The following is a 24111-nucleotide window of genomic DNA, read 5'->3' on the forward strand; positions in this document are numbered from 1 at the left end:
CCGCGGCCCGTCACCTGCCCGCCCCCCTCCTCCCGCACCGCCTCCTCACAAGGACGTGAACCGTCATGCGCACCTCAGCCCGCTACGCGGCCTCGGCCGTGGCCGCCCTGCTCGCCCTGTCCTGTCTGACCGCCTGCGCCGACGACGCGGCCACCTCGACCTCCGCCCCCGGCGGGGGCGGAGGCAAGGGTGAGCATGTGAAGATCATGGTCGGCGGCCTGGACAAGGTCATCTACCTGCCCGCGATGCTCACCCAGCGGCTCGGCTACTTCTCCGCCGAGGGCCTGAACGTGGAACTGCTCAGCGAACCCGCCGGGGTGCAGGCGGAGACCGCGCTCGTCGCCGGGCAGGTCCAGGGAGCCGTCGGCTTCTACGACCACACCCTCGACCTGCAGGTCAAGGGCAAGCAGGTGGAGTCCGTGGTGCAGTTCTCGCACGCGCCCGGCGAGGTGGAGGTCGTCTCCGCGAAGGCCACCGGCAGCATCAAGTCGCCGAAGGACTTCAAGGGCAAGAAGCTGGGCGTGACCGGCCTCGGCTCCTCCACCGACTTCCTGACCAAGTACCTCGCGGTCAAGAACGGCGTCGACGTCAGCGAGTTCACCCCGGTCGCCGTCGGCGCCGGACAGACCTTCATCTCCGCCCTGCAGAAGGGCTCCATCGACGCCGGCATGACCACCGACCCCACGGTCGCCACGCTGCTGGCGAAGAAGGCCGGCACCGTCCTCGTCGACATGCGCACCCCCGAGGGATCGCAGACGGCGCTCGGCGGGCCGTACCCGTCGTCCAGCCTGTACATGCGGACGGACTGGGTGAACAGCCACAAGGACACCGTCCAGAAGCTGGTCAACGCCTTCGTCAAGACGCTCCGGTGGATGCACACCCACAGCGCCGCCGAGATCGCCGCCAAGATGCCCGCCGACTACTCCCAGGGCGACAACGCACTGTACGCCGAGGCCATCAAGGACACGCTGCCGATGTTCACCGAGGACGGCGTCATGCCGGCCAACGGCCCCGAGACCGTCGAGAGGGTCCTCAAGGCGTTCAATCCGAACATCAAGAACGCCACGGTCGATCTCGGCAAGACGTATACGACCGAGTTCGTGGAGAAGGCCGCCGGCTGAGCCGCGCCCTTCGCCGGGAGCCGCGCCGTTCTTCCACGGACCGCGCCCTGACGGTCACCGCGGCTCCTGGGCGACGCTCTCGCCGCCCGGCCCGGCGCCGGTCCCGGTCGCTCCCGCAGTCCCGGAAGAACCTGAACCCGGCGCGGGCCCGAAGGCCACCACGGGCGCGGGCTCCGGCGGGGCGGGTGCCAGACCGGGCTCGGTGAGGGCCTCGGGCAGGACGACCGTGAACTGCGCCCCGCCGCCGGGCGCGTCGGCGACCGTCACACGGCCTCCCTGCCGTTCGGCGAGCCGGCGCACCAGGGACAGGCCGAGGCCGCGCTTGCCGTGCGCCGGAGGCTGCTTGGTGGACCAGCCCTCGGTGAAGATCACCTCGCGCTGGTCGGGCGGGATTCCCGGCCCGGTGTCCCGCACCCGCAGCACCGCGGTGCGGCCCTCGGCGCGCAGTTCCACCTCCACCCGGGCGTGCGACGTGGCCGCGACCGCGTCCAGCGCGTTGTCGACCAGGTTGCCGACGATCGTCACCAGCCCGCGCGGATCGACCAGCCGGTCCGGCAGCCGGGTGGCGTCGGAGATCCACAGCGCCACCCCGCGCTCGGCCGCCACCGTCGCCTTGCCCACCAGCAGCGCGGCGATCAGCGGGTCCTGGATCTTCTCGGTGACCTGCTCGGCGGTGGACCGGTGGCCGCCGACCACCTCCCCGACGAACTCCAGGGCGTCGTCGTACATCTCCAGCTCCAGCAGCCCGAGCAGGGTGTGCATCCGGTTGGCGTGCTCGTGGTCCTGGGCGCGCAGCGCCTCTATCAGGCCGCGCGTGGAGTCCAGTTCCCGGGCGAGCTGCTCCACCTCGGTCCGGTCGCGCAGGGTGGCCACGGCGCCTCCGTCATCGGTGGGCATCCGGTTGGCGACCAGCACCCGCTGCCCTCGCACGGTCAGCAGATCGGTGCCCGTCACCCGTCCGGCCAGGACGTCGGTGGTACGGCCCGCGCCCAGTGTCTCGTCCGGCGACCGGCCGAGCGCCTCGTCGCCGATGCCCAGCAGGCGCCGGGCCTCGTCGTTGAGCAGCCGCACCCGGCCCTCGCGGTCGAGGGCCACGACCCCTTCCCGGATGCCGTGCAGCATCGCCTCGCGCTCGGCGAGCAGCGCCGCGATGTCGGAGAAGGCCAGGTCCCTGGTGCTGCGCTGGACCCGCCGGGAGATCAGCCAGGCCGCCAGGGCGCCGGCGGCCAGGGCACCGCCGGCGTAGGCGAGCAGGCCGGGGACGGCGTGGATCAGCCGGGAGCGGACGCTGTCGTAGGCGATGCCCACCGACACCGCCCCGACGATGCGGTGGTCGCCGTCGTACAGCGGCACCTTGCCGCGGGCCGAACGGCCCAGGGTGCCGGTGTCGATCCCCATGACCTTCCGGCCGGCCAGGGCCGCACCCGGGTCCGTGGAGACGTGCCCGCCGACCCGGCGGGGGTTGCTGTGCGACCAGCGGATGCCATGCCGGTCCATCACCACGACGTACTCGGCGCCGGTCGCCTTGCGGATCCGTTCGGCCTCCCGCTGCACCGGTCCGTCGACGGTCGGTCGTGTGGTCAGCAGGTCCTTGACCACCTGCGGGTTCTCGGCGGTGGTCGCGGCGATGGCGAGCGCCCGGCGCATCGCCTGGTCGTCGAGCTGGTGGCCGAGCGGCGCGAGGAACAGTCCGGTCGCCAGCACGGCGACCCCCGCGGCGATCGCCAGCTGCATCAGCAGCACCTGCGAGAACACCTTGCGGGGCAGACCCAGGCGCCGACGGCGTGCGGGAGCGGTGGTGGACATGCCGACGACGGTACGTCCCGGGGCCGGGGCAGCCCAGGGGTACGGGGCGGCGCAGCGGGCAGGTGTGTGCCGTGATCTCAGCGGGCGACGGCGAGTTCGCGGACCGCCACCACATCCATCCGGGCCGGGGTGCCCAGCACCGAGGCTCCGCAGCTGTCCGGCCGGGGCGGCTCGGCGGCACCCTGGGCGACGGTCACGTGCCACCGGCGCCCGTCCCGGTGGGCGACGGTCACCTCCCAGCGGGGCGCGGCACCGTCGACGCCCGTGACGTCGAGCGCCTCGGCCCGCTCCTCGCCCAGCGCCCCTCGCACGGCCAGCTCTGCCGCCTGCCCGGGACGCTCCCACGCGGTCCGTCCCCGGCATCCGTCGAGGACCACCCGGCCCTCGCGCACGCCGTCGGCCGCCGCGACGACGGTGGACGGCTCGGCCCGCCCGTAGGCGTAGCCGTACGGCAGGAGAAGCACCGTCGGCGAGAAGCGGTGGCCGCCCAGATGCGTCACCTCCCACACGCCCCGCAGCCCGCGTGCGGCCAGACCGGCGGCCAGCGGCCGGCCGAGCAGGGCGCAGCACTGGTCGCGCCGGCCGTTGGTGCAGACGAGCGCGAGCGGGTCGCCGGTGTGCGGGCGCCCGCGCAGCACCGCGTCGAAGGAACGCGCGTCGCCCCGGCCGAGGGCGGCGAAGTCCAGGCCGAGCAGCTGCCGCGGGTCGACCGTCGATGCACCGTGCAGCCAGGCGTTGCCGGGGGCGGTGTGGGCGGCGTACACGTGCCGCGGGGACGGTGCGTGGCAGTCGGCGTGCCGTCCCGGGCGGCGGATGAGCGCGACCCGTACGCCGGTGCCCTGGACGGCCCGTTCCAGCGCCCGCCCCAGCACGGGGTCCAGGTGGCTGGATGTGAGCGCCCTGGCGCCCCAGGGGCCGGGCTGCTCCAGCAGCAGCCATGTCGCCGCCGTGGGCGCGGTGGCGGACAGCGGCTCGTCGAGCTGCCGGGAGAGGCTCGCGCAGGTACTCACAGAGGTGAGCCTAACCTGACTGGGCTCGGGGCGAATCCCGGCCGTCGGAGTGATCCGTTCCGCGGCCGTCGCGCGGCCGACGGCAGGGCGCGGTCAGGCCTCACGCGCGCGGCAGCGGCCGGGGCGGACGCGGCCCGGTGTACCGGCCGCTCGGCCGCATGCGCAGCGGGGGCTCGCCGTACTCCTCCAGGGCGTGGGCGATCCAGCCGGCCGTGCGAGCCACGGCGAAGATGGTTTCGCACGCGGCGGACGCCATGCCGCTGGAGGCCGTCAGCACGGCGAGCGCCAGGTCGACGTTGGGGTGCAGCGGGGTGTGACGGGCGGCGGTGGCCGCGATGTCGCGGGCGGCGGCCAGGGCGGGCGCGGCGTGGGGGATCTCCTCCAGCAGCTCGAACAGCACGCGGGCGCGGGGATCCTCACCGCGGTACAGGCGGTGGCCGAGCCCGGGGATGCGGCGGCCCTCCCGCAGTTCGCCGGCGACCACGGGACCCGCGGTGCCCCGGTTGAGCACCTGAAGGATCAGCCGGTGGGCGAGCCCTCCGGCCGCGCCGTGCAGGGGGCCCTCGATCACGCCGAGCCCGGCGGAGACGGCGGCGTACACATGGGCGCGGGCGGAGGCGGCGACGCGCACGGCGAGCGTGGAGGCGGCCAGGTCGTGGTCGGCGAGCAGGGCGAGGGCCGTGTCCAGTGCGGTCAGTGACGCCTCGTCGGGCTCCCGGTCGGTCAGCCGCGCCCACAGGCGGTGGGCGATCGGCCCCTGCCCGGTGGTGTCCGCTCCCAGCACGGGCAGGGCGGCGACGAGGGTCGGGACGAGGATGCGCGCGGTGCCGAGCACGGCGTCCGGCGACAGGTCGAACCGCAGCGGGTCCGCGGCCGCGGCGGCGACCGCCGCGACTCTCAGCCGGTCGGTGGAACCGGCGTGCTCGGGCAGCGACCCGGCGGCGTGGCGGGCCGCGGCGGCGGACTCCTCGGGCGCGGTGAAGGCGGCCCCCGGGCACAGCCGGCCGGTCCACAGCCACTCGGCGACCTCCTCGTAGGAGTGCCGGCGGGCGAGGTCGGCGGCGTCCACACCGCGGTAGTAGTACCGGTCGTCCTCGATGAGCGTGAGCCGGGTGTGCACGGACAGGTCCGTGGCCCAGCCCGCGGGCGTGCCGTTCTCCCGCCGGTTGCGGCGGGCGAGCGCCTCGACCTGATGCGGGTCGAAGGTGCTGCCGCGGCTTCCCGGTTCCCGTCTGCTGGTCAGCTGGCCGCGGCTGACATAGGCGTACACGGTCTCCGGCTTCACACCGAGCAGTTCGGCGGTCTCCCGGGTGGTCAGTCGCCGCCGGGAGCCAGGGACGGCCCCTTCCTGATCGCTCATGGACTCACCGTATCGACATCGACGCGAACTGGACGCCATACATTGATTATCGATCAACATTGACAAGTGTTGACCATGCATGGACAGTCAATCGCATCCGTCGTCCGTCACCCCTCAAAGGAGATGCGATGTCCAGTCACAGGGCCGCGGCCGCACCCGTCGAGGTCCCGCGAGGGCTCGCCGGTGTCGTCGTCACCGACACCCGGATCGGGGACGTCCGGGGCGCCGAGGGCTTCTACCACTACCGGCAGTACTCCGCCGTCGACCTCGCCCGCACCCGCAGCTTCGAGGACGTCTGGCATCTGCTGATCCACGGCGAGCTGCCGGACGCCCGGCGAGGTGCCGCCTTCGCCGCCGAGACGGCCGCCCTGCGCGCGCTCCCCGGTGAGGTGTGCTCGGCCCTGCCCGCGCTCGCCGAGGCGAGCCGCCGCTCGGGGTCGCTCGCCGGGCTGAGCGCCGCCCTGCCCCTGCTGGGCGCGGCGAGCGGCTTCCGCCCGGTCTACGACACCGATCCCGCCCGGCGCCGCCAGGACACCCTGGTCGCCTGCGCGGCGGTGCCGACCCTGCTCGCCGCGCTGCACCGGCTGAACGAGGGGCTGGAACCGGTGGAACCCCGCCAGGACCTTCCGCACGCGGCCAACTACCTGTACATGGTGACCGGTTCGGAGCCGGACGAGCACCGCGCACGGGCCGTCGAGCAGTACTTGATCTCCACCATGGACCACGGATTCAACGCGTCCACCTTCACCGCGCGGGTCGTCGCCTCCACCGGGGCGGACGTGGCGGCCTGCCTGACGGCCGCGGTGGGGGCGCTCTCCGGGCCGCTGCACGGAGGCGCGCCCAGCAGGGCCCTGGACACCCTGGACGCGATCGGCACCCCGGAGCGGATCGACCCCTGGGTGCGCGCACGGGTCCTCGCCGGCGACCGCATCATGGGCTTCGGTCACGCCGTCTACCGCACCGAGGACCCCCGCTCGCGCATGCTGCGCGCAACGGCCCAGCGGCTCGGCGGCCCCCGGGTCGCCTTCGCCGTCGAGGTGGAACGCCGCGTCGAGGCGATCCTCGCCGAACTGAAGCCCGGACGGGAGCTGCACACCAACGTGGAGTTCTATGCCGGCGTCGTGATGGAGCAGTGCGGCCTGCCCCGCGCCATGTTCACCCCCACCTTCGCCGCGGCCCGTGTGGTCGGCTGGAGCGCCAACATCCTGGAGCAGGCCGAAGACTCCAAGATCATCAGGCCGGCGGCGCGGTACACCGGCCCCGAGGCCCCGGTGCCGGTCCCGCTCGCCGGGTGACGACGGCACCGACCGGAGTCCCTATCCTGGGGCGGCCATCAGTCTTCACCCGTGCACCGGGCGGCCACGCCGGTGCATGCACAGGCGCGAGGAAGGTCGCACAGTGGGTCAGCGTCCGAGCCGGCACCAGGTCCCGGTCGTCGTGCTCGCCGGGTTTCTCGGCTCCGGCAAGACCACCCTGCTCAACCATCTCCTGCACCGCAGCGGCGGCAGCCGGATCGGAGCGATCGTCAACGACTTCGGCGCCATCGAGATCGACGCCATGGCGGTGGCGGGCGCGCTCGGGGACTCCACCGTCTCCCTCGGCAACGGATGCCTGTGCTGTGCCGTGGACCCCGGTGACCTGGACCGCTGTCTCGACCGGCTGCTCCAGCCGTCCCTGGGCGTCGACGTGGTCGTCATCGAGGCCAGCGGGCTGGCCGAACCGCAGGAACTCGTCCGCATGGTGCTGGCCAGCGAACACCCCCGGGTCGTCTACGGCGGCCTGGTGGAGGTCGTGGACGCCGCCGAGTTCGACGACACCCGCCGCCGGCACCCTCGGATCGACCGGCACCTCGCCCTGGCGGACCTGGTCGTCGTGAACAAGCTCGACCGCGCGGACGACGAGGAACGCGTCCTCGGGCTGGTCCGCTCGCTCACCGACGGGGCCGCGGTCGTCCCGGCGACGTACGGCCGGATCGACCCGCGGTTCCTCTTCGACTGCCGGCCGCGCGAGGAGCGCATCGGGCAGCTGTCCTTCGACGACCTGCGCGAGGACGAGCCGGACGCGGCGGACGGCGGGCAGGACGGGCACGGGCACGACGGGCATCTGCACACCGGCTACGACAGTTTGTCCTTCGTCAGTGAGATCCCGCTCGGCCCCCGGCAGCTGATGCGGTTCCTCGACAGCCGGCCCGAGGGCCTGTACCGGATCAAGGGGCACGTGGACTTCGGTGCGTACGATCCGCGCAACCGGTACACCGTGCATGCCGTCGGCCGGTTCCTGCGCTTCTACCCCGAGCCCTGGCCGGCGGGGGAGACGCCCTCGACCCGGCTCGTCCTCATCGGCGCCGGCATCGACACCGCCGGGCTGGCCCGGCAGCTCGACGCGTGCCGGAACGAGAACGCCCCGCACGCCGACGAGCACGGCATGTGGGGCGTTCTGCGCTATGTCGCGGATCCGGAGGGCGACCGGACCGAGGAGCCCCCGGTCACCGAGGAACCCCCGGTGACCGAGGAACCCCCGGAGGTCACCGGAGAACCCACGGTCACCGAAGAATTCCCGGCTTAGGCCGGTCCGGCCACCGCGGCGACCTTCTTCGCGAGCGGCGTGCCGGAGCCGTCACGGCGCGGGTCGATGTCCGGCAGCTCGGCCGGGGAGCCGTTCTTCTGGGCGGCACGTGCCGGGGCGGGACCGGCCCAGGCGAACGACAGGCAGTCCTCGCCCTTCAAAAACCGCTGGCAGCGCACCCCGCCGGTGGCCCGGCCCTTGCGCGGGAACTGGTCGAACGGCGACAGCTTGGCCGTGGTCTGCACCGAGTCGTCCAGCGTGCCACGGGAGCCGGCCACCGTGAGGACGACCGCGTCCGAGGCCGGGTCCACCGCCGTGAACGCGATGACCTTGGCGCCCGTGCCGAGCCGGATGCCGGCCACGCCGCCCGCCGGCCGGCCTTGCGGACGGACCTGGGAGGCCTGGAAGCGCAGCAGCTGGGCGTCGTCCGTGATGAACACCAGGTCCTCCTCGCCGGTGCGCAGCTCCACCGCGCCGACGACCCGGTCGCCCTCCTTGAGGGTGATGACCTCCAGCTCGTCCTTGTTCGCCGGGTAGTCCGGGACGACCCGTTTGACGACACCCTGCTCGGTGCCGAGCGCCAGGCCCGGCGAGGACTCGTCCAGGGTGGTCAGGCACAGCGCCGTCTCGTCGTCCTCCAGGGACACGAACTCCGCCAGCGGCGCACCCCCGGCCAGGTTCGGCGCGGTCGTCGTCTCCGGCAGCTGCGGCAGGTCGACGACGTCGACCCGCAGCAGCCGGCCGGCCGACGTCACCACGCCCACCTCGCCGCGGGCCGTGGCCGGCACCGCCGAGACGATCACGTCGTGCTTCTGCCGCTTGGCGCCCGCCTCGTACGGCGACTGCTCGGCGTTCGCCGTGCGGGCCAGCAGGCCGGTGGAGGACATCAGCACCCGGCAGGGGTCGTCCGCCACCTGCAGCGGCACCGTCGCGGCCGGCACGTCCGACGCCTCCAGCAGCAGCGTGCGTCGCGGGGTGGCGAACTTCTTGGCGACCGCGGCCAGCTCCGACGACACCAGCTTGCGCAGCTCGGCGTCCGACTCCAGGATCCGGGTCAGCTCCTCGATCTCCGCGGTCAGCCGGTCCCGCTCCGCCTCCAGCTCGATGCGGTCGTACTTGGTCAGGCGCCGCAGCGGCGTGTCGAGGATGTACTGCGTCTGCACCTCGCTCAGCGCGAACTGCCGCATCAGGCGCTCCTTGGCCTGCGCGGAGTTCTCGCTGGAGCGGATCAGCCGGATCACCTCGTCGATGTCCACCAGCGCCGTGAGCAGGCCCTCGACCAGGTGCAGCCGGTCGCGCCTCTTGCCGCGGCGGAACTCGCTGCGCCGCCGCACCACGTCGAAGCGGTGGTCGAGGTAGACCTCCAGCAGCTCCTTCAGACCCAGCGTGACGGGCTGGCCGTCGACCAGGGCGACGTTGTTGATGCCGAAGGACTCCTCCATCGGGGTCAGCTTGTACAGCTGCTCCAGGACCGCATCCGGCACGAAGCCGTTCTTGATCTCGATGACCAGGCGCAGGCCGTGCTCGCGGTCGGTGAGGTCCTTGACGTCGGCGATGCCCTGGACCTTCTTCGCCGCGACCAGGTCCTTGATCTTGGCGATGACCTTCTCCGGGCCGACCGCGAACGGCAGCTCGGTGACGACCAGGCCCTTGCGGCGGGCCGTGACGTTCTCCACCGACACCGTGGCGCGCATCTTGAACGTGCCGCGGCCGGTCTCGTAGGCGTCCCGGATCCCGGACAGCCCGACGATCCGCCCGCCGGTGGGCAGGTCGGGGCCCGGGACGTGCCTCATCAGGGCGTCCAGGTCCGCGTTCGGGTGCCGGATCAGGTGCCGGGCGGCCGCGATCACCTCGCCGAGGTTGTGCGGCGGCATGTTGGTGGCCATGCCGACGGCGATACCCGAGGCGCCGTTGACCAGCAGGTTCGGGAAAGCGGCGGGCAGGGCCACCGGCTCCTGCTCCTGGCCGTCGTAGTTCGGCGCGAAGTCGACGGTGTCCTCGTCGATCGACTCGGTCATCAGGCCCGTCGCCGAGGTCATCCGGCACTCGGTGTACCGCATCGCCGCGGGCGGGTCGTCGTTGCCCAGCGAGCCGAAGTTGCCGTGGCCATCGACCAGCGGCACCCGCATCGAGAAGGGCTGGGCCATGCGCACCAGGGCGTCGTAGATCGACGCGTCGCCGTGCGGGTGCAGCTTGCCCATGACCTCGCCGACGACGCGGGCGCACTTGACGTAGCCGCGGTCGGGGCGCAGGCCCATCTCGTTCATCTGGTAGACGATGCGGCGGTGCACCGGCTTCAGACCGTCGCGGGCGTCCGGCAGGGCACGCGAGTAGATGACCGAGTACGCGTACTCGAGGAAGGAGCCCTGCATCTCGTCGACGACGTCGATGTCGAGGATCTTCTCCTCGTACGAGTCGTCGGGCGGCGGGGTCTTCGTGCTGCGGCGGGCCATCGCTGCCGGCTCCTTGCTGAAGCGTGACGGGATCTGACGCGGACCATTGTGGACCGCCGGACCGACAACACCGACCGGACCCCGCCCCGCCCGCCGTCCCCGGGCCACGGTCCGCGCCCCGTTCCGGCCCGTTTCCGCGGACCCGGCGGGCGCGGACCCGGCCGGCACGACCTGGCGAGCGCGGGCGCGCGGATCCGGGGACCGCCGTCACGGGGTCCGCACGGGTCGCGGCGCCCCACGGGCCGCGGCGCCCCACGGCGCGCCGGCCGCCCCGCCCCCTGCCGCATGTGCGCACATGCCCGCCCACGCGCCCCTGTGTCGCTCCCCGAGCCCCCTCCTCACCTCCTTGAGGGTGCTCGCTTACGGCGTACCTCCTCCGGGAACTTCGCCGACGCTGCACGCGCTTGCATACAGTGGCAGGACGGCAGGAAACGGCGGTTCCCGACCGCCTCCGCGATCGAAGGGACGTACATGCCCATGGGTCACACGGCCACAGCCGAGGCAGGCTCCGGCGGCCTGACAGCGACCGAGCACCGCCTGGCCAACGGCCTGCGCGTGGTGCTCTCCGAGGACCACCTGACCCCGGTCGCGGCGGTGTGCCTCTGGTACGACGTCGGCTCCCGTCACGAGGTCAAGGGGCGCACCGGCCTCGCGCACCTCTTCGAACACCTGATGTTCCAGGGCTCCGCCCAGGTCAAGGGCAACGGCCACTTCGAACTGGTGCAGGGCGCCGGCGGCTCCCTCAACGGCACCACCAGCTTCGAGCGCACCAACTACTTCGAGACCATGCCCGCCCACCAGCTGGAGCTGGCCCTGTGGCTGGAGGCCGACCGCATGGGCTCGCTGCTGACCGCGCTCGACGAGGAGTCCCTGAAGAACCAGCGGGACGTCGTCAAGAACGAGCGCCGTCAGCGCTACGACAACGTCCCCTACGGCACCGCCTTCGAGAAGCTGACCGCGCTCGCCTACCCGGAGGGCCACCCCTACCACCACACCCCCATCGGGTCGATGGCGGACCTGGACGCGGCCACCCTGGAGGACGCCCGCGAATTCTTCCGCACCTACTACGCGCCGAACAACGCGGTGCTCTCCGTGGTCGGCGACATCGACCCCGAGCAGACGCTCGCCTGGATCGAGAAGTACTTCGGCTCCATCCCCGCCCACGACGGCAAGCCCGAGCCCCGCGACGGCACCCTGCCCGACATCATCGGCGATCAGCTGCGGGAGATCGTCGAGGAGGACGTGCCCGCCCGCGCCCTGATGGCCGCCTACCGGCTGCCGCACGACGGCACCCGCGCCTGCGACGCGGCCGACCTGGCGCTGACCGTCCTCGGCGGCGGCGAGTCCTCCCGGCTGTACAACCGCCTGGTGCGCCGCGACCGCACCGCCGTCGCGGCCGGCTTCGGCCTGCTGCGGCTGGCCGGGGCGCCCTCGCTGGGCTGGCTGGACGTGAAGACCTCCGGTGACGTGGAGGTCCCCGTGATCGAGGCCGCCATCGACGAGGAGCTGGCCCGGTTCGCCGAGGAGGGCCCGACCGCCGAGGAGATGGAGCGCGCGCAGGCCCAGCTGGAGCGCGAGTGGCTGGACCGGCTCGGCACGGTCGCCGGCCGCGCGGACGAACTGTGCCGCTACGCCGTCCTGTTCGGCGACCCGCAGCTGGCCCTGACCGCCGTCCAGCGCGTCCTCGAGGTCACCCCCGAGGAGGTCCAGGAGATCGCCAAGGCCCGCCTGCGCCCCGACAACCGCGCGGTGCTCGTCTACGAGCCCACCGCCGAAGCCCAGGACGACACCCCGGACGCGGACGCCGCGGCCGCCGACGACACCGAGGAGACGGCGAAGTGACCGAGCTCGCCACGATGGAGTTCCACCCGCGGCCCCAGGCGGGCGAGGCCAAGCCGTGGGCGTTCCCCGCCCCCGAGCGCGGCACGCTGGACAACGGCCTGACCGTGCTGCGCTGCCACCGCCCCGGCCAGCAGATCGTTGCCGTCGAGGTGCTGCTCGACGCGCCGCTGGACGCCGAGCCGGCCGGTCTGGACGGCGTCGCCACGATCATGGCGCGGGCCTTCTCCGAGGGCACCGACCGGCTCTCCGCCGAGGAGTACGCCGCCGAGCTGGAGCGCGCCGGCGCCACCCTGGACACGCACGCCGACCACCCCGGCGTCCGCCTCAGCCTGGAGGTCCCCGCCTCCCGCCTGACCAAGGGCCTCGGCCTGCTCGCCGACGCGCTGCGGGCGCCCGCGTTCGCCGAGTCCGAGATCGAGCGCCTGGTGCGCAACCGGCTCGACGAGATCCCGCACGAGCTGGCCAACCCCTCCCGCCGCGCCGCCAAGGAGCTGTCCAAGGAGCTGTTCCCGGCCGGCTCGCGCATGTCGCGGCCGCGGCAGGGCACCGAGGAGACCGTCGCCGCGATCGACGCGGCGGCCGTCCGCGCCTTCTACGACCGCCATGTGCGCCCCTCCACCGCCACGGTCGTGGTGGTCGGCGACCTGACCGGCATCGACCTCGACGAGGTGCTCGGCGACACCCTGGGCGCCTGGACCGGCGCGCCCGCCACGCCGCGCCCGGTGCCGCCGGTGACCGCCGACGACACCGGCCGGGTGGTCATCGTGGACCGTCCCGGCGCCGTCCAGACGCAGCTGCTGATCGGCCGCGTCGGACCGGACCGGCACGACCGCGTGTGGCCCGCCCAGGTGCTCGGCACCTACTGCCTGGGCGGCACCCTCACCTCCCGCCTCGACCGGGTCCTGCGCGAGGAGAAGGGCTACACCTACGGGGTGCGGGCCTTCGGCCAGGTGCTGCGCTCCGCGCCGGACGGCTCGGGCGCCGCGATGCTCGCGATCAGCGGCTCGGTCGACACCCCGAACACCGGCCCCGCCCTGGACGACCTGTTCACGGTGCTGCGCACCCTGGCCGCCGAGGGCCTGACCGACGCCGAGCGGGACAACGCCGTGCAGAACCTCGTCGGGGTCGCGCCGCTGAAGTACGAGACGGCGGCCGCCGTGGCGAGCACCCTCGCCGACCAGGTCGAGCAGCACCTGCCGGACGACTACCAGGCGACGCTGTATCAGCAGCTCGCCGCCACCGGCACGGTGGAGGCCACCGCGGCCGTGGTCAGCGCCTTCCCGGTGGACCGGCTGGTGACGGTCCTCGTCGGTGACGCCTCGCGGATCGAGGAGCCCGTGGCGGCCCTGGGCATCGGCCCGGTCACCGTCGTCGCGGCCGAGTGACGGCCTGGCGGAGCGCCGAGCGAACGGGGCCCTGGTGACCGTCGTGTCACCAGGGCCCCGTGGTGTCCCAAATGCGCCGGAGGCTGCCTTTCTGCCCTGTGGTCTGTGCTACAAACTCCCGCTTCGGTTTGGGAATTGACGTGCGCCCCCTTTAGCGTCTCTCCGGCTGTTCGTCGGGCATCAGGCCGCACCCGCGGCACCGGACAGCCATCGCCGAGTCCCCGTACGGCGTGAGCCAGGGGAGCCGGGGACCCACGTCCCGGGGTGAATCGGACGCCCGCGCGGGCCGCGCGGGTGACCGTAGGAGACCTTCCTGCTCCGAACCCGTCAGCTAACCCGGCAGGCGACAGGGAAGGAAAGGACCAGCGTCTGCATGGCGTTCACGCGCGCCACCGGCAAGCACCGCCGTCCCGGATCGATCCACCGCACCACCGCCCGCGCCGCCGGCGTCGCGGCCCTGACCACCACCGGCGTCGTCGGCACCCTGGCCGCCTCGCCGGCCTTCGCCGCCGACACCCCGGCCGCCGAGGAGACCGGCCTCAGCCCGGTGATCTCCCTGACCGACGCCCTCGCGGACAAGATCGACGCGCAGGCCGTCGCCCAGCGCGAGGCGGCCGAGCGCAAGCGGGCCGAGCAGGCCGCCCGCGAGGCGGCCGCCGAGCTGGCGAAGCGGGAGCGCCAGGCCGCCGAGCGTGCCGCCCGGGAGGCCGAGCGCAGGCTGCTCGACACCTTCACGGCGCCGGTCTTCGGCTCCTACGTCTCCACCGGCTATCACAGCGGCGGCTCCCTGTGGTCCTCCGGCACCCACACCGGCATCGACTTCCACGCCGCCGGCGGCACCCCGGTGCACGCCGTCGGCGCCGGCACCGTCGTGCAGACCGGCTGGGGTGGGGCGTACGGCAACCAGATCGTGATCAGGATGGCCGACGGCCGCTACACCCAGTACGGCCACCTGTCGTCCATCGGTGTCTCGGTGGGCGAGCAGGTCGTCCCCGGCCAGCAGATCGGCCTGTCCGGCGCGACCGGCAACGTCACCGGACCGCACCTGCACTTCGAGGTGCGCACCGGCCCCGACTACGGCTCCGACATCGACCCCGTCGCCTACCTCCGCGAGCACGGCGTGGACGTCTGAACGGCACCGACGCCTGCACGGCACCGGCTCCCGGACGGCACCGGCGTCGCACGGACGGCCGAACAGCGTCGAAAAGCCCCGGCCGCACCTGCTCGCCGGGGCTTTTCGACGTTCCGGACGGAGGCTGCGGGCGCGTTGTCCAAAACCCGTCCATGAAAAACAGTTACCCGCCGCAAATAACGGCTTCCTGCCTTAGAGTCGCCCCAGAGTTCATGAACTCGCGCGCCCCCTACGGCGCGAGGCGGAAATGACGACGGTATGCAGGCGGAGGTCGGTCATGCGCATTCCGGCGCATTCGGTGTGCACGGCGATCCGGGACGACATCGTCGCCGGAGTCCACCCGCGCGGCAGCCGGCTCACGGAGGACGTCCTCGCCCGCCGCTACGGCGTCTCCCGCGTCCCCGTGCGCGAGGCCCTGCGCACCCTGGAGGCCGAGGGCTTCGTCGTGACCCGCCGGCACGTGGGCGCGTGCGTGGCGGAGCCCACCGAGCGGGAGGCCGCCGACCTGCTGGAGATGCGCCTGCTGCTGGAACCGCTGGGCGCCGCGCGGGCCGCCCAGCGGCGCACCGAGGCGCATCTGAAGGTGCTGCGCGGCCTGGTCAGGCTGGGCCGGGAGAGGGCCGAGCACGGCGCCGACGAGGAACTGCGCGCGCTGGGCGCCTGGTTCCACGAGACGCTCGTCCAGGCCAGCGGCAGCCCCGCGCTGATCACCGCGCTCACCCGGCTCCGGCTGAAGATCGCCTGGATCTACCAGGTGGGCGCCCCGGCCGACCCCGTGGCCTCGTGGGCCGAGCACGCGGCCGTCGTGGACGCGGTGCGGCGCGGCGACAGCGAGCGCGCGCGGGCGATCGCGGCGCTGCACGCCGAGCGCGCCGTCGCCCGCCACCGGCTGCGCGCGCCCGGCGCCCCCGCCGCCGTCCCGGACGCCTCCGTCAGGACGGCACGCCGCTGAGACGGAGCACCCGGTGCCACGGACGGGCTGCTCGCCGGCGGCCGGCACCTGACGCTCGCCGGCGGCTCAAGGCCGGGCGCCCCGAGGCGCGGCCCGGCGGGCGGTGTGAGAACGTCGCAACCTGCCGTCAACATTCCGCGCCCTTCCCATTAACACGCGTGCCGTAGAAAAAAGAACGGAGAATGTGCCGCGCTGCACCCGCCCGCAGCTCTTGCTCGAAAATACCGGGAAATGCAGAACCGCGCCGCCCCGAAGGGTGACGCGGCCGCTTTCGTTCATCCAGGCGATTCGCCGAACCGCCCTGCCCGACGTCTTGTACCGGACATCGGACCGTCTCGGGAATTCAGGCCGTCCCGGGATTCAGACCGTCTCGGGCAGTTCCTCCAGCCCCTCGGCGACCAGCTTGGCCAGGCGGTCCAGGGCGGCGTCCGCGCCCTCGGCGTCGGAAGCCAGGACGATCTCCTCGCCGCCCTGCGCGCCCAGGCTCAGGACGGCCAGCATGGAAGCCGCGTTGACCGGCTTTCCGTCGGCGGCCTTGGCGATCGTCACGGGGATGCCGGCGGCCGTGGCGGCCCGGACGAAGATGGAGGCGGGGCGGGCGTGGAGTCCCTCGGCCCAGCCGACGTTGACGCGGCGCTCAGCCATGTGATGCTGCCCTTCCGGTGTGGCGAGTTGTCTAGACCAGTGTCGCACGAAGCGCGTCCCGGTGCGGAGCGGTGTGAGCTGTTCCGCATCTGGGCCGGCCCGGACCGCGGCCTCGGTCCGGTGTGTGCGGTGTGTTCACAGACTGCACCGCGTCGTTGCCGGACGCCAGCCGTACTCTGGGGCCCATGCAGACCTCCTCGGACCGGCACGAGTATCCCGCCCACTGGGAGGCGGACGTGGTGCTGCGCGACGGCGGCACCGCGAGGATCCGCCCCATCACCGAGGAGGACGCCGACCGTCTGGTCAGCTTCTACGAACAGGTCTCCGACGAGTCGAAGTACTACCGCTTCTTCGCGCCCTACCCGCGCCTGTCCGCGAAGGACGTCCACCGCTTCACCCACCACGACTTCGTCGACCGGGTGGGCCTCGCGGCCCTGATCGGCGACGAGTTCATCGCGACCGTGCGCTACGACCGCGTCGGCGCCCACGGCCTGCCCGCCTCGCACCCCTCCGACGAGGCCGAGGTCGCCTTCCTCGTGCAGGACGCCCACCAGGGACGCGGCGTCGCCTCCGCCCTCCTGGAGCACATCGCCGCCGTCGCCCGCGAGCGCGGCATCCGCCGCTTCACCGCCGAGGTGCTGCCCGCCAACACCCGGATGATCAAGGTGTTCACGGACGCCGGCTACACCCAGAAGCGCAGCTTCGAGGACGGCGTCGTCCGCCTGGAGTTCGACATCGAGCCCACGGACCGCTCGCTGGCGGTCCAGCGCGCCCGGGAACAGCGCGCCGAGGCCCGCTCGGTACGCCGGCTGCTGGAGCCCGGCTCGGTCGCCGTCGTCGGCGTGGGCCGCGCCCCGCAAGGCGTGGGCCGCAGCATTCTCGGACACCTGCGCGCCGCCGGGTTCCCCGGGCCGCTGTACGCCGTCAACCGGGCCTTCGGCGAGGACCGCGCATGGATCGACGGCGTGCCCGCCCACCGCTCGGTACGCGACATCGGCCGGCCCGTGGACCTCGCGGTGATCGCCGTGCCCGCCGAGCAGGTCCCCGAGGTCGTCGCCGAGTGCGGCGCGCACGGCGTGCAGGGCCTGGTCGTCGTCTCCGCCGGATACGCGGAGAGCGGCCCCGAGGGCCGTGAACGCCAGCGTGCCCTGGTCAGGCAGGCCCGCGCCCACGGCATGCGGATCATCGGACCGAACGCCTTCGGCATCATCAACACCGCGCCCGGCGTCCGGCTCAACGCCTCCCTCGCCCCCGCGATGCCCCGCCCCGGCCGCATCGGCCTGTTCACCCAGTCCGGCGCCATCGGCGTCGCCCTGCTGTCCCGGCTGCACCGGCGCGGCGGCGGCGTCACCGGCGTGACCGGCGTGTCCACCTTCGTCTCGGCCGGCAACCGCGCGGACGTCTCCGGCAACGACGTCCTGCAGTACTGGTACGACGACCCCGACACCGACGTCGTCCTCATGTACCTGGAGACCATAGGCAACCCGCGCAAGTTCACCCGGCTGGCCCGTCGCACCGCCGCGGTCAAACCGCTCGTCGTCGTCCAGGGCGCGGCCCCGCAGGGCCACGCGGTACGCACCACCCGCCTGCCGCACGCCACGGTGTCCGCGCTGCTGCGGCAGGCCGGCGTGATCCGCGTGGACACCATCACCGAACTGGTCGACACCGGGCTGCTGCTCGCCCGGCAGCCGCTGCCGCAGGGACCGCGGGTGGCGATCCTGGGCAACTCCGAGTCGCTGGGCGTCCTCGCCTACGACCGCTGCCTGGCCGAGGGCCTGCGGCCCAAGCCTCCGCACGACCTGACGACGGCCGCGACCGCGGAGGACTTCCGCGCGGCCCTCGCCCAGGCGCTCGCCGACGACACCACCGACGCGGTGATCGTCACCGCCATCCCCGCGGTGGGGGAGGGGGCCGCCGAGGACGCGGCCCTGGCCGAGGCCCTGCGCTCGGCCGCCGAGGCGGTGCCCGGCAAGCCGGTCCTCGTCGTCCACGTCGAGCTGGGCGGCCTCGCCGAGGCCCTCTCCGCCGCCGCCAGCACCGGCCCTGCGGCCGGCGCACCGGCCCCGGCCCCGTCGGACGCCGCCCCCACCCCCTCGACACGCCCGCCCACCCCCGCGCCCGAGCCCCCTCATGTCCCCGCCCCCGGCCTCCCGGCACCCGGCGCCGAGACGCACCCCGGCACGGACACGCACCCCGTCACCGACCCACGCCTCGGCACCCGCCTCATCCCCGCCTATCCCGCCGCCGAGCGGGCCGTACGCGCCCTCGCCGAGGCAGTCCGCTACGGCCAGTGGCGCCGGGACGCCGCCGACCCCGGCAAGGTGCCGGAGTACGACGACATCGACGAACAGGGCGCCGCCGCCCTCATCGACCGGCTCCTGGCCCCCGGCAAGGCCGTCACCCTCGACACCGAGGACACCTGCGCGCTGCTGGCTCACTACGGCGTCCCCGTCCAGCGCGCCCTGCCCGCCCCCACCCCGGACGCCGCCGCCGAGGCCGCCCGCACCCTCGGCTACCCGGTCGCCCTGAAGGCCACCGCCCCCCACCTGCGGCACCGCGCCGACCTCGGCGGTGTCCGCCTCGACCTCGCCGACGAGGACCAACTGCGCCGCGCCTATGCCGAGTTGACCGACCTGTTCGGACAGCCCATGGAGGTGCGCCCGGTGGTCCAGGCCATGGTGCCCCGCGGCGTGGACACCGTCGTCCGGGCGGTGATCGACCCGGCCGCGGGCGCGGTCCTCTCCTTCGGGCTCGCCGGCGCGCCCTCCCAGCTGCTCGACGACATGGCCCACCGGCTCGTGCCGGTCACCGACCGCGAGGCCACTTCCATGATCCGGTCCATTCGGACCGCCCCGCTGCTGTTCGGCTGGCGCGGCTCGGCACCCGTCGACACCGCGGCCCTGGAGGAGCTGCTGCTGCGCGTCTCACGCCTGATCGACGACCACCCCGAGGTCGTCGCGCTCACCCTGGAACCGGTCGTCGTCGCCCCACGGGGCGTGAGCGTCCTCGGCGCGGGCGTGCGCCTCGCGCCCCCGCCCGCCCGCGACGACCTCGGCCCGCGCACGCTCCCGCTGTACTGACCACACTCGTCCCGACACGTCCCGTACGGTGCACGGCCGGGCCCGCCGCGCTACCCCGCCCGTGCACGGGTGACCCCGCCCGTGCACCGTGTGTCCACAGCGGTGCTCGGCAGTCGGCGCGCCCCCGTAGGATGGACGGCATGGCCAAGACCAGTACGACGACCCAGGGGCTGCGGGCGGCGATCGAGCGCAGCGGTTATTACCCGGCTCTCGTGGCCGAGGCGGTGGAGGCCGCCGTGGGCGGTGAGCCCATCCGGTCGTACCTGGTCCACCAGGAGACCACGTTCGACCAGAACGAGGTGCGCCGGCACGTCACGGTGCTCGTGCTGACCGGCACCCGCTTCATCGTCAGCCACACCGACGAGCAGGCCGCCGACAGCACCTCCCCGACGCCGTACGCCACGACGTCCACGGAGTCGGTGAAGCTCGACCGCATCTCCTCGGTCGTGGTGAGCAGGGTGGTGGCCAATCCGGAGCACTACACGCCGGGCACGCTGCCCCGCGAGGTGGTGCTGACCATCGGCTGGGGCGCCGTCTCCCGCATCGACCTCGAACCCGCCGCCTGCGGCGACCCGAACTGCGAGGCCGACCACGGCTACACCGGCAACTCCACGGCGGACGACCTCAGCCTGCGCGTCAGCGAGGCCGGCGACGGACCGGAGACGGTGCGCGACGCCCTGGCCTTCGCCCAGGCGATCTCCGAGGCCACCGCGGACCTGACCCGCTGATGACACAGCCCACCGCCTGGGAGCACCCCGAGCCCTTGGCCGTCTCCTCCGCCCCCGTCCCGGCGTACGGAACCGGCTCGCTCGCCGACCTGCTGCCCACCCTGGCCGCCGGGATGGGCGTGCCGGGCATGACCCCCGTCATCCCCGAGCTGGCACCGGCCGACCGCGTCTGCGTGTTCCTCGTCGACGGCCTCGGCTGGGAGCAGCTCAGGGCACACCCCGAGGACGCGCCCTTCCTCACTTCGCTGCTCGGCAGCTCCCGCGGCGGCACCGGCCGCCCGCTCACCGCCGGCTACCCGGCCACGACCGCGGCCTCCCTCGCCTCGGTCGGCACCGGCCTGCCGCCGGGAGCGCACGGCCTGGCCGGCTACACGGTGCGCAACCCGGACACCGGCGAGCTGATGAACCAGCTCCGCTGGTACCCGTACACCGACCCGGACGCCTGGCAGCCGTACCCCACCGTCTTCCAGCTCGCCGAACAGGCCGGGGTGCACGCCGCCCAGGTGTCCTCCCCGGCCTTCGAGACCACCCCGCTGACCCGGGTCGCCCTCAGCGGCGGTACGTTCCTCGGACGCCTCAGCGGCGAGGACCGGATCGACTGCGCGGCCGAACAGCTCGCCGCCGGCGACCGCAGCCTGGTCTACACGTACTACTCCGAGCTGGACGGCGCCGGGCACCGCTACGGCGTGGACTCCGACACCTGGCGCGGCCAGCTGATGACCGTCGACCGGCTCGCCCAGCGCCTCGCCGACCAGCTGCCGCCGCGCAGCGTGCTGTACGTGACCGCCGACCACGGCATGATCGACGTCCCCTACGACGAACAGCACCGCATCGACTTCGACGCGGACTGGGAACTGCGCGCCGGGGTCGCCCTGCTCGGCGGCGAGGGCCGCGCCCGGCACGTGTACGCGGTGCCGGGCGCCGAGGAGGACGTGCTCGCCTGCTGGCGGGAAGTGCTCGGCGAACAGTTCTGGGTGGCCTCCCGGGAGGAGGCCGTGGCGGCCGGCTGGTTCGGCCCGCACATCGACGACCGCGTGTACGCGCGGATCGGCGACGTGATCGCCGCCGCCCGCGACGACGTGCTGATCATCGCCTCCGAACGGGAGCCGAAGGAATCCACCATGGTGGGCAACCACGGCTCGATGACGCCGGCCGAGCAACTGGTCCCGCTGCTGGAAGTACGGTCCTGACGGCTCCCGGCGCCTGCCCGCGCCCACCGCGACACCCCCACGATCCTCACCGACCCCGCCGACTCCGCCGAAAGGTGCCCCTGCCCCATGCCCGAGCTGGTGTTCTTCTCCGGAACGATGGATTGCGGGAAGTCCACCCTGGCCCTCCAGATCGGGCACAACCGCTCCGCCCGCGGCCTGAAAGGCCTGATCTTCACCCGGGACGACCGCGCGGGCGAGGGCAAGCTGTCCTCCCGGCTCGGCCTGGTGACCGACGCGATCGAGGCCAAGCCGGAAATGGACCTGTACGCCTACGTCGTCGACGAACTGTCGCAGGGCGGCAAGGTCGACTACGTGATCGTCGACGAGGCGCAGTTCCTCACGGTGGAGCAGATCGACCAGCTGGCCCGGGTCGTCGACGACCTGGAACTGGACGTCTACGCCTTCGGCATCACCACCGACTTCCGCACCAAGCTGTTCCCCGGCTCGCAACGGCTGATCGAACTGGCCGACCGCATCGAGACCCTCCAGGTCGAGGCCATGTGCTGGTGCGGCGCCCGCGCCACCCACAACGCCCGCACCGTGGACGGCCGCATGGTGGTCGAGGGCGAACAGGTCGTCGTCGGAGACGTCAACGACCAGGCCGCCGAGGTCGGTTACGAGGTCCTGTGCCGCCGCCACCACCGCCGCCGCATGACGGCGGCGACGGCGCGGGCGGCGGCCCTGTCACCGGACGTCCTGCCGGTCCACGGGAACTGACCGGGCTTCGCCCTGGGGCGGAGACGTCTGCTGGGCCACGCCTCAGCGGCGCATGAGGCGGAAGCCGGCAGGGTCCTTCGTGCACACGAGCGTCAGACGCGCGGATCCGACGCGGCCATTCCGACCAACTTCGCCCACACCTCACGGGAGACGGTGAGGACAGGTCCGGTGGCGGCCTTGGAGTCACGGATGTGCACAACCGCCGTACTCGGGGCGAACTCCACACAATCGCCGCCCTCGGTTCCGCTGTAGCTGCTCTTGAACCAGGCGAGGCCGGAGGCGACGGTCGAGGACTGAGCGTTGTTCATAGCGATCCCAGCAACCCTTCGATGAGCTCCAGTGACTCTCGCGGACTGAGAGCCTGCGATCGGATAATCCCATAGCGAGCAGCCGCCAGAGCCCCTTGCTCCGGGTCTGTCTGCAGGGAGCCGATCCCTTGTGCCTCGGCGTACACAAACTTCTTGCCGTCCTTGCGAGTGACTACGGTGAACGGCCCATTGACACCGGCGTTGTCCTCGCGGTCGACCGGCATGACCTGGATCTCGACATTGCGCCTCTGGCCCATCACCAGCAGATGCTCCAACTGCCCGCGCAGTACGGCCTTACCCCCGTAGGGACGCCGCAGGACTGCCTCGTCCAGCACGAAGCTCAGCAGCGGTGCGGGCCGACGATCGAAGATGTCCTGTCGGGCCAACCGTGCCGCCACTCGCTGCTCGATGACCTCGTCATCCAAGGGAGGACGCCTCATGGCGAGCAGTGCCCTCATGTACTCCTCGGTCTGGAGCAGGCCCTTGACCACGAGGGTGTCGTACGCGACCAGCTCGATGGCCTCCTTCTCCAGCTGGGCCATCCCCTGGAAGAACACCGGATACTGCGCCCGCTCCACCTCCTCCTTCCACACGCACAGCAACCCCTCCGCCCCCAGCACCTCATCGGCCTGGTCGATCGCCCTGGGCGACGGGATCCGGCGCCCCTGCTCGAACGAGGCGATCGTGGAAGCCGAGTACCCGAGCCTCCTGCCGAACTCCTCACGGTCCAGTCCCGCCCGCAGCCGGAGCATCTTCATGGTCTGGCCGAACGCCACCACAACACCCCGCCCCGCGTCGCCCTCGGGACGCCGCCCCGCGACCCGGTCGTCGTTCTCCCGGCCGTCCCGGGCCGCGATCTCTCGCTCCGTCATGTGCATCACCGCCTCCTGGGCGCAACGCTCCCGCAAAGGGAACCGTCACGGTCCGCGCCTCCTACACGCGCCGACAGCGCACGTACAGCCGCCTGCTGTCATAGCGTCACCACTGGTCACGCTACGCGACCGACAGGACCGTGGACGGCATGACGACAAAACCCGCGCACCCCTTCCAACCCATCGAACCCACCGCCTCCTTGGGCATCAGGAACAACACGGACGCCGCCCATTCCCCCTCCCTGCCCCAGACCTCGCCGGCTCACACCTTCGCCATGCGCTTCACCTCCACACCCCGAGGCGCCCGCCTCGCCCGCCGCCTGACCGCCGTCCGGCTGGACGCCTGGGGGATCCCGTACGGCACCGACCCGCACGATGCGATCGTGCTGATCACCGCCGAACTCGCGGCGAACGCCGTGCGCCACGGCCATGTCCCCGGCCGTGATTTCCACCTGCGCCTTCACGATCTCCCCACCGCACCCGGGGGCCGTACCGTCCGTGTCGAGGTCACCGACACCCGCGCCGAACGCACGCCTCGCCGTCGCGCCACGCCGTGCGACCCCGCTGACGCGGAGGAGACCGGTCGCGGGCTGCTCCTCGTCGCTCATCTCGCCGCCCGCTGGGACTGGCACCCGCGCTCGGACGGGCCGGGCAAGACCGTGTGGGCCGAGTACACGTTCCCGCCCGGGTTTCCGTCGTGAGCCCGCCCGAGCGCCGCGCCCCCGGCTGGACAGGTACGTACCCGTACCCGTACCCCTCAAGGGAGGAGGGCACGGCCCGCGCCCAGCAGGCACGCGCCGCTCTGCGGGCGTGGAACGGCTACGACCCGAGCGCGGGCGAACAGGCGGAGCTGGACGCCGAGTGATAATTCTGTGAAATCGGACGCGCCGCGTCCGATGCGGCCCGGGGCCGTGAGGGAGGGAA

General features: G+C 73.1%; 20 protein-coding genes and 1 riboswitch. Of the genes, 13 read left to right on the top strand and 7 right to left on the bottom strand.

Features of this window, described 5'->3' with window-relative positions; translation table 11 throughout:
- Positions 1 to 65: 65 nt before the first annotated feature.
- The gene (locus tag IE286_RS11635) at positions 66 to 1121 is read left to right on the top strand and encodes an ABC transporter substrate-binding protein (protein WP_189796580.1); all 1056 of its coding nucleotides are present in this window, start codon (positions 66 to 68) and stop codon (positions 1119 to 1121) included.
- Positions 1122 to 1175: 54 nt separating this feature from the next.
- On the opposite strand, the gene IE286_RS11640 is transcribed toward IE286_RS11635, so the two are convergent.
- From IE286_RS11640 to IE286_RS11650, 3 genes are all read right to left on the bottom strand, one after another.
- On the bottom strand, positions 1176 to 2927 hold the full coding sequence (locus tag IE286_RS11640; RefSeq protein WP_189796581.1) for an ATP-binding protein: 1752 nt from the start codon (positions 2925 to 2927) through the stop codon (positions 1176 to 1178).
- A 77-nt stretch (positions 2928 to 3004) separates the two neighbouring features.
- Entirely contained in the window at positions 3005 to 3937 is a 933-nt protein-coding gene (locus IE286_RS11645; RefSeq protein ID WP_189796582.1) for a ferredoxin family protein, read from the bottom strand.
- A gap of 100 nt (positions 3938 to 4037) precedes the next feature.
- Positions 4038 to 5297, bottom strand: coding sequence for a citrate synthase (locus tag IE286_RS11650; RefSeq protein WP_189796583.1), 1260 nt, complete (start codon positions 5295 to 5297; stop codon positions 4038 to 4040).
- A gap of 128 nt (positions 5298 to 5425) precedes the next feature.
- On the opposite strand from IE286_RS11650, the gene IE286_RS11655 reads away from it, so the two are divergent.
- Entirely contained in the window at positions 5426 to 6592 is a 1167-nt protein-coding gene (locus tag IE286_RS11655; protein WP_189796584.1) for a citrate synthase/methylcitrate synthase, read from the top strand.
- 76 nt (positions 6593 to 6668) lie between these two features.
- Positions 6669 to 7862, top strand: coding sequence for a CobW family GTP-binding protein (locus IE286_RS11660; RefSeq protein ID WP_189796585.1), 1194 nt, complete (start codon positions 6669 to 6671; stop codon positions 7860 to 7862).
- On the opposite strand, the gene IE286_RS11665 is transcribed toward IE286_RS11660, so the two are convergent.
- The gene (locus IE286_RS11665) at positions 7859 to 10315 is read right to left on the bottom strand and encodes a DNA gyrase/topoisomerase IV subunit A (RefSeq protein ID WP_189796586.1); all 2457 of its coding nucleotides are present in this window, start codon (positions 10313 to 10315) and stop codon (positions 7859 to 7861) included. The genes IE286_RS11660 and IE286_RS11665 overlap by 4 nt on opposite strands.
- Positions 10316 to 10786: 471 nt before the next feature.
- Here IE286_RS11665 and IE286_RS11670 point away from each other — a divergent pair, with 471 nt between their 5' ends.
- The 4 genes from IE286_RS11670 to IE286_RS11685 all read left to right on the top strand — a co-directional run bounded on the left by IE286_RS11670 (position 10787) and on the right by IE286_RS11685 (position 15626).
- Positions 10787 to 12157, top strand: coding sequence for a M16 family metallopeptidase (locus IE286_RS11670; RefSeq protein WP_189796587.1), 1371 nt, complete (start codon positions 10787 to 10789; stop codon positions 12155 to 12157).
- Entirely contained in the window at positions 12154 to 13542 is a 1389-nt protein-coding gene (locus IE286_RS11675; RefSeq protein ID WP_189796588.1) for a M16 family metallopeptidase, read from the top strand. Before IE286_RS11670 ends, IE286_RS11675 begins: the two co-directional genes overlap by 4 nt.
- Before the next feature lie 201 nt (positions 13543 to 13743).
- A riboswitch (cyclic di-AMP (ydaO/yuaA leader) is annotated at positions 13744 to 13903 on the top strand.
- 12 nt (positions 13904 to 13915) lie between these two features.
- Positions 13916 to 14674, top strand: a complete 759-nt coding sequence (locus IE286_RS11680) for a M23 family metallopeptidase (RefSeq protein ID WP_189796589.1) — start codon at positions 13916 to 13918, stop codon at positions 14672 to 14674.
- A gap of 277 nt (positions 14675 to 14951) precedes the next feature.
- On the top strand, positions 14952 to 15626 hold the full coding sequence (locus tag IE286_RS11685) for a GntR family transcriptional regulator (RefSeq protein WP_189796590.1): 675 nt from the start codon (positions 14952 to 14954) through the stop codon (positions 15624 to 15626).
- Positions 15627 to 15986: 360 nt separating this feature from the next.
- Here IE286_RS11685 and IE286_RS11690 read toward each other — a convergent pair whose 3' ends face one another.
- The gene (locus IE286_RS11690; RefSeq protein WP_189796591.1) at positions 15987 to 16271 is read right to left on the bottom strand and encodes an HPr family phosphocarrier protein; all 285 of its coding nucleotides are present in this window, start codon (positions 16269 to 16271) and stop codon (positions 15987 to 15989) included.
- A gap of 185 nt (positions 16272 to 16456) precedes the next feature.
- On the opposite strand from IE286_RS11690, the gene IE286_RS11695 reads away from it, so the two are divergent.
- The 4 genes from IE286_RS11695 to IE286_RS11710 all read left to right on the top strand — a co-directional run bounded on the left by IE286_RS11695 (position 16457) and on the right by IE286_RS11710 (position 22007).
- A complete protein-coding gene (locus IE286_RS11695) occupies positions 16457 to 19351 on the top strand; it encodes a bifunctional acetate--CoA ligase family protein/GNAT family N-acetyltransferase (protein WP_189796592.1) in 2895 nt (964 codons plus the stop codon).
- Positions 19352 to 19482: 131 nt separating this feature from the next.
- The gene (locus IE286_RS11700; RefSeq protein ID WP_189796593.1) at positions 19483 to 20079 is read left to right on the top strand and encodes a DUF5998 family protein; all 597 of its coding nucleotides are present in this window, start codon (positions 19483 to 19485) and stop codon (positions 20077 to 20079) included.
- The gene (locus tag IE286_RS11705; protein WP_189796594.1) at positions 20079 to 21269 is read left to right on the top strand and encodes an alkaline phosphatase family protein; all 1191 of its coding nucleotides are present in this window, start codon (positions 20079 to 20081) and stop codon (positions 21267 to 21269) included. The genes IE286_RS11700 and IE286_RS11705 overlap by 1 nt, the downstream gene beginning before the upstream one ends.
- 87 nt (positions 21270 to 21356) lie before the next feature.
- Positions 21357 to 22007 (top strand): thymidine kinase, encoded by a 651-nt coding sequence (locus IE286_RS11710; RefSeq protein ID WP_189796595.1) that lies wholly within the window; start codon positions 21357 to 21359, stop codon positions 22005 to 22007.
- Positions 22008 to 22099: 92 nt separating this feature from the next.
- Here the strand turns inward: IE286_RS11710 and IE286_RS11715 are convergent, their stop codons facing one another.
- Both IE286_RS11715 and IE286_RS11720 read right to left on the bottom strand, forming a co-directional pair.
- The gene (locus IE286_RS11715; protein ID WP_189796596.1) at positions 22100 to 22315 is read right to left on the bottom strand and encodes a DUF397 domain-containing protein; all 216 of its coding nucleotides are present in this window, start codon (positions 22313 to 22315) and stop codon (positions 22100 to 22102) included.
- Entirely contained in the window at positions 22312 to 23193 is an 882-nt protein-coding gene (locus IE286_RS11720) for a helix-turn-helix domain-containing protein (RefSeq protein ID WP_372462527.1), read from the bottom strand. Before IE286_RS11720 ends, IE286_RS11715 begins: the two co-directional genes overlap by 4 nt.
- Before the next feature lie 143 nt (positions 23194 to 23336).
- Between IE286_RS11720 and IE286_RS11725 the strand changes: the two genes are divergently transcribed.
- Positions 23337 to 23888, top strand: coding sequence for an ATP-binding protein (locus tag IE286_RS11725; RefSeq protein ID WP_308115057.1), 552 nt, complete (start codon positions 23337 to 23339; stop codon positions 23886 to 23888).
- Positions 23885 to 24052 carry a hypothetical protein gene (locus tag IE286_RS11730; protein ID WP_189796597.1) on the top strand — a complete coding sequence of 56 codons (168 nt, stop codon included), beginning with the start codon at positions 23885 to 23887 and terminating at the stop codon, positions 24050 to 24052. Before IE286_RS11725 ends, IE286_RS11730 begins: the two co-directional genes overlap by 4 nt.
- Positions 24053 to 24111: the final 59 nt, after the last annotated feature.

The organism is Streptomyces thermodiastaticus, assembly GCF_014656135.1.
Taxonomy (GTDB): Bacteria; Actinomycetota; Actinomycetes; order Streptomycetales; family Streptomycetaceae; genus Streptomyces; species Streptomyces thermodiastaticus.

Bases quoted from the DNA above. Each gene is read 5' to 3' on its own strand.
- IE286_RS11635 (WP_189796580.1), top strand. From the start codon at position 66: ATGCGCACCTCAGCCCGCTACGCGGCCTCGGCCGTGGCCGCCCTGCTC.
- IE286_RS11640 (WP_189796581.1), bottom strand. From the start codon at position 2,927: ATGTCCACCACCGCTCCCGCACGCCGTCGGCGCCTGGGTCTGCCCCGC.
- IE286_RS11650 (WP_189796583.1), bottom strand. From the start codon at position 5,297: ATGAGCGATCAGGAAGGGGCCGTCCCTGGCTCCCGGCGGCGACTGACC.
- IE286_RS11655 (WP_189796584.1), top strand. From the start codon at position 5,426: ATGTCCAGTCACAGGGCCGCGGCCGCACCCGTCGAGGTCCCGCGAGGG.
- IE286_RS11660 (WP_189796585.1), top strand. From the start codon at position 6,669: ATGCACAGGCGCGAGGAAGGTCGCACAGTGGGTCAGCGTCCGAGCCGG.
- IE286_RS11665 (WP_189796586.1), bottom strand. From the start codon at position 10,315: ATGGCCCGCCGCAGCACGAAGACCCCGCCGCCCGACGACTCGTACGAG.
- IE286_RS11670 (WP_189796587.1), top strand. From the start codon at position 10,787: ATGCCCATGGGTCACACGGCCACAGCCGAGGCAGGCTCCGGCGGCCTG.
- IE286_RS11680 (WP_189796589.1), top strand. From the start codon at position 13,916: ATGGCGTTCACGCGCGCCACCGGCAAGCACCGCCGTCCCGGATCGATC.
- IE286_RS11685 (WP_189796590.1), top strand. From the start codon at position 14,952: ATGCGCATTCCGGCGCATTCGGTGTGCACGGCGATCCGGGACGACATC.
- IE286_RS11690 (WP_189796591.1), bottom strand. From the start codon at position 16,271: ATGGCTGAGCGCCGCGTCAACGTCGGCTGGGCCGAGGGACTCCACGCC.
- IE286_RS11695 (WP_189796592.1), top strand. From the start codon at position 16,457: ATGCAGACCTCCTCGGACCGGCACGAGTATCCCGCCCACTGGGAGGCG.
- IE286_RS11700 (WP_189796593.1), top strand. From the start codon at position 19,483: ATGGACGGCATGGCCAAGACCAGTACGACGACCCAGGGGCTGCGGGCG.
- IE286_RS11705 (WP_189796594.1), top strand. From the start codon at position 20,079: ATGACACAGCCCACCGCCTGGGAGCACCCCGAGCCCTTGGCCGTCTCC.
- IE286_RS11710 (WP_189796595.1), top strand. From the start codon at position 21,357: ATGCCCGAGCTGGTGTTCTTCTCCGGAACGATGGATTGCGGGAAGTCC.
- IE286_RS11715 (WP_189796596.1), bottom strand. From the start codon at position 22,315: ATGAACAACGCTCAGTCCTCGACCGTCGCCTCCGGCCTCGCCTGGTTC.
- IE286_RS11720 (WP_372462527.1), bottom strand. From the start codon at position 23,193: ATGCACATGACGGAGCGAGAGATCGCGGCCCGGGACGGCCGGGAGAAC.
- IE286_RS11725 (WP_308115057.1), top strand. From the start codon at position 23,337: ATGACGACAAAACCCGCGCACCCCTTCCAACCCATCGAACCCACCGCC.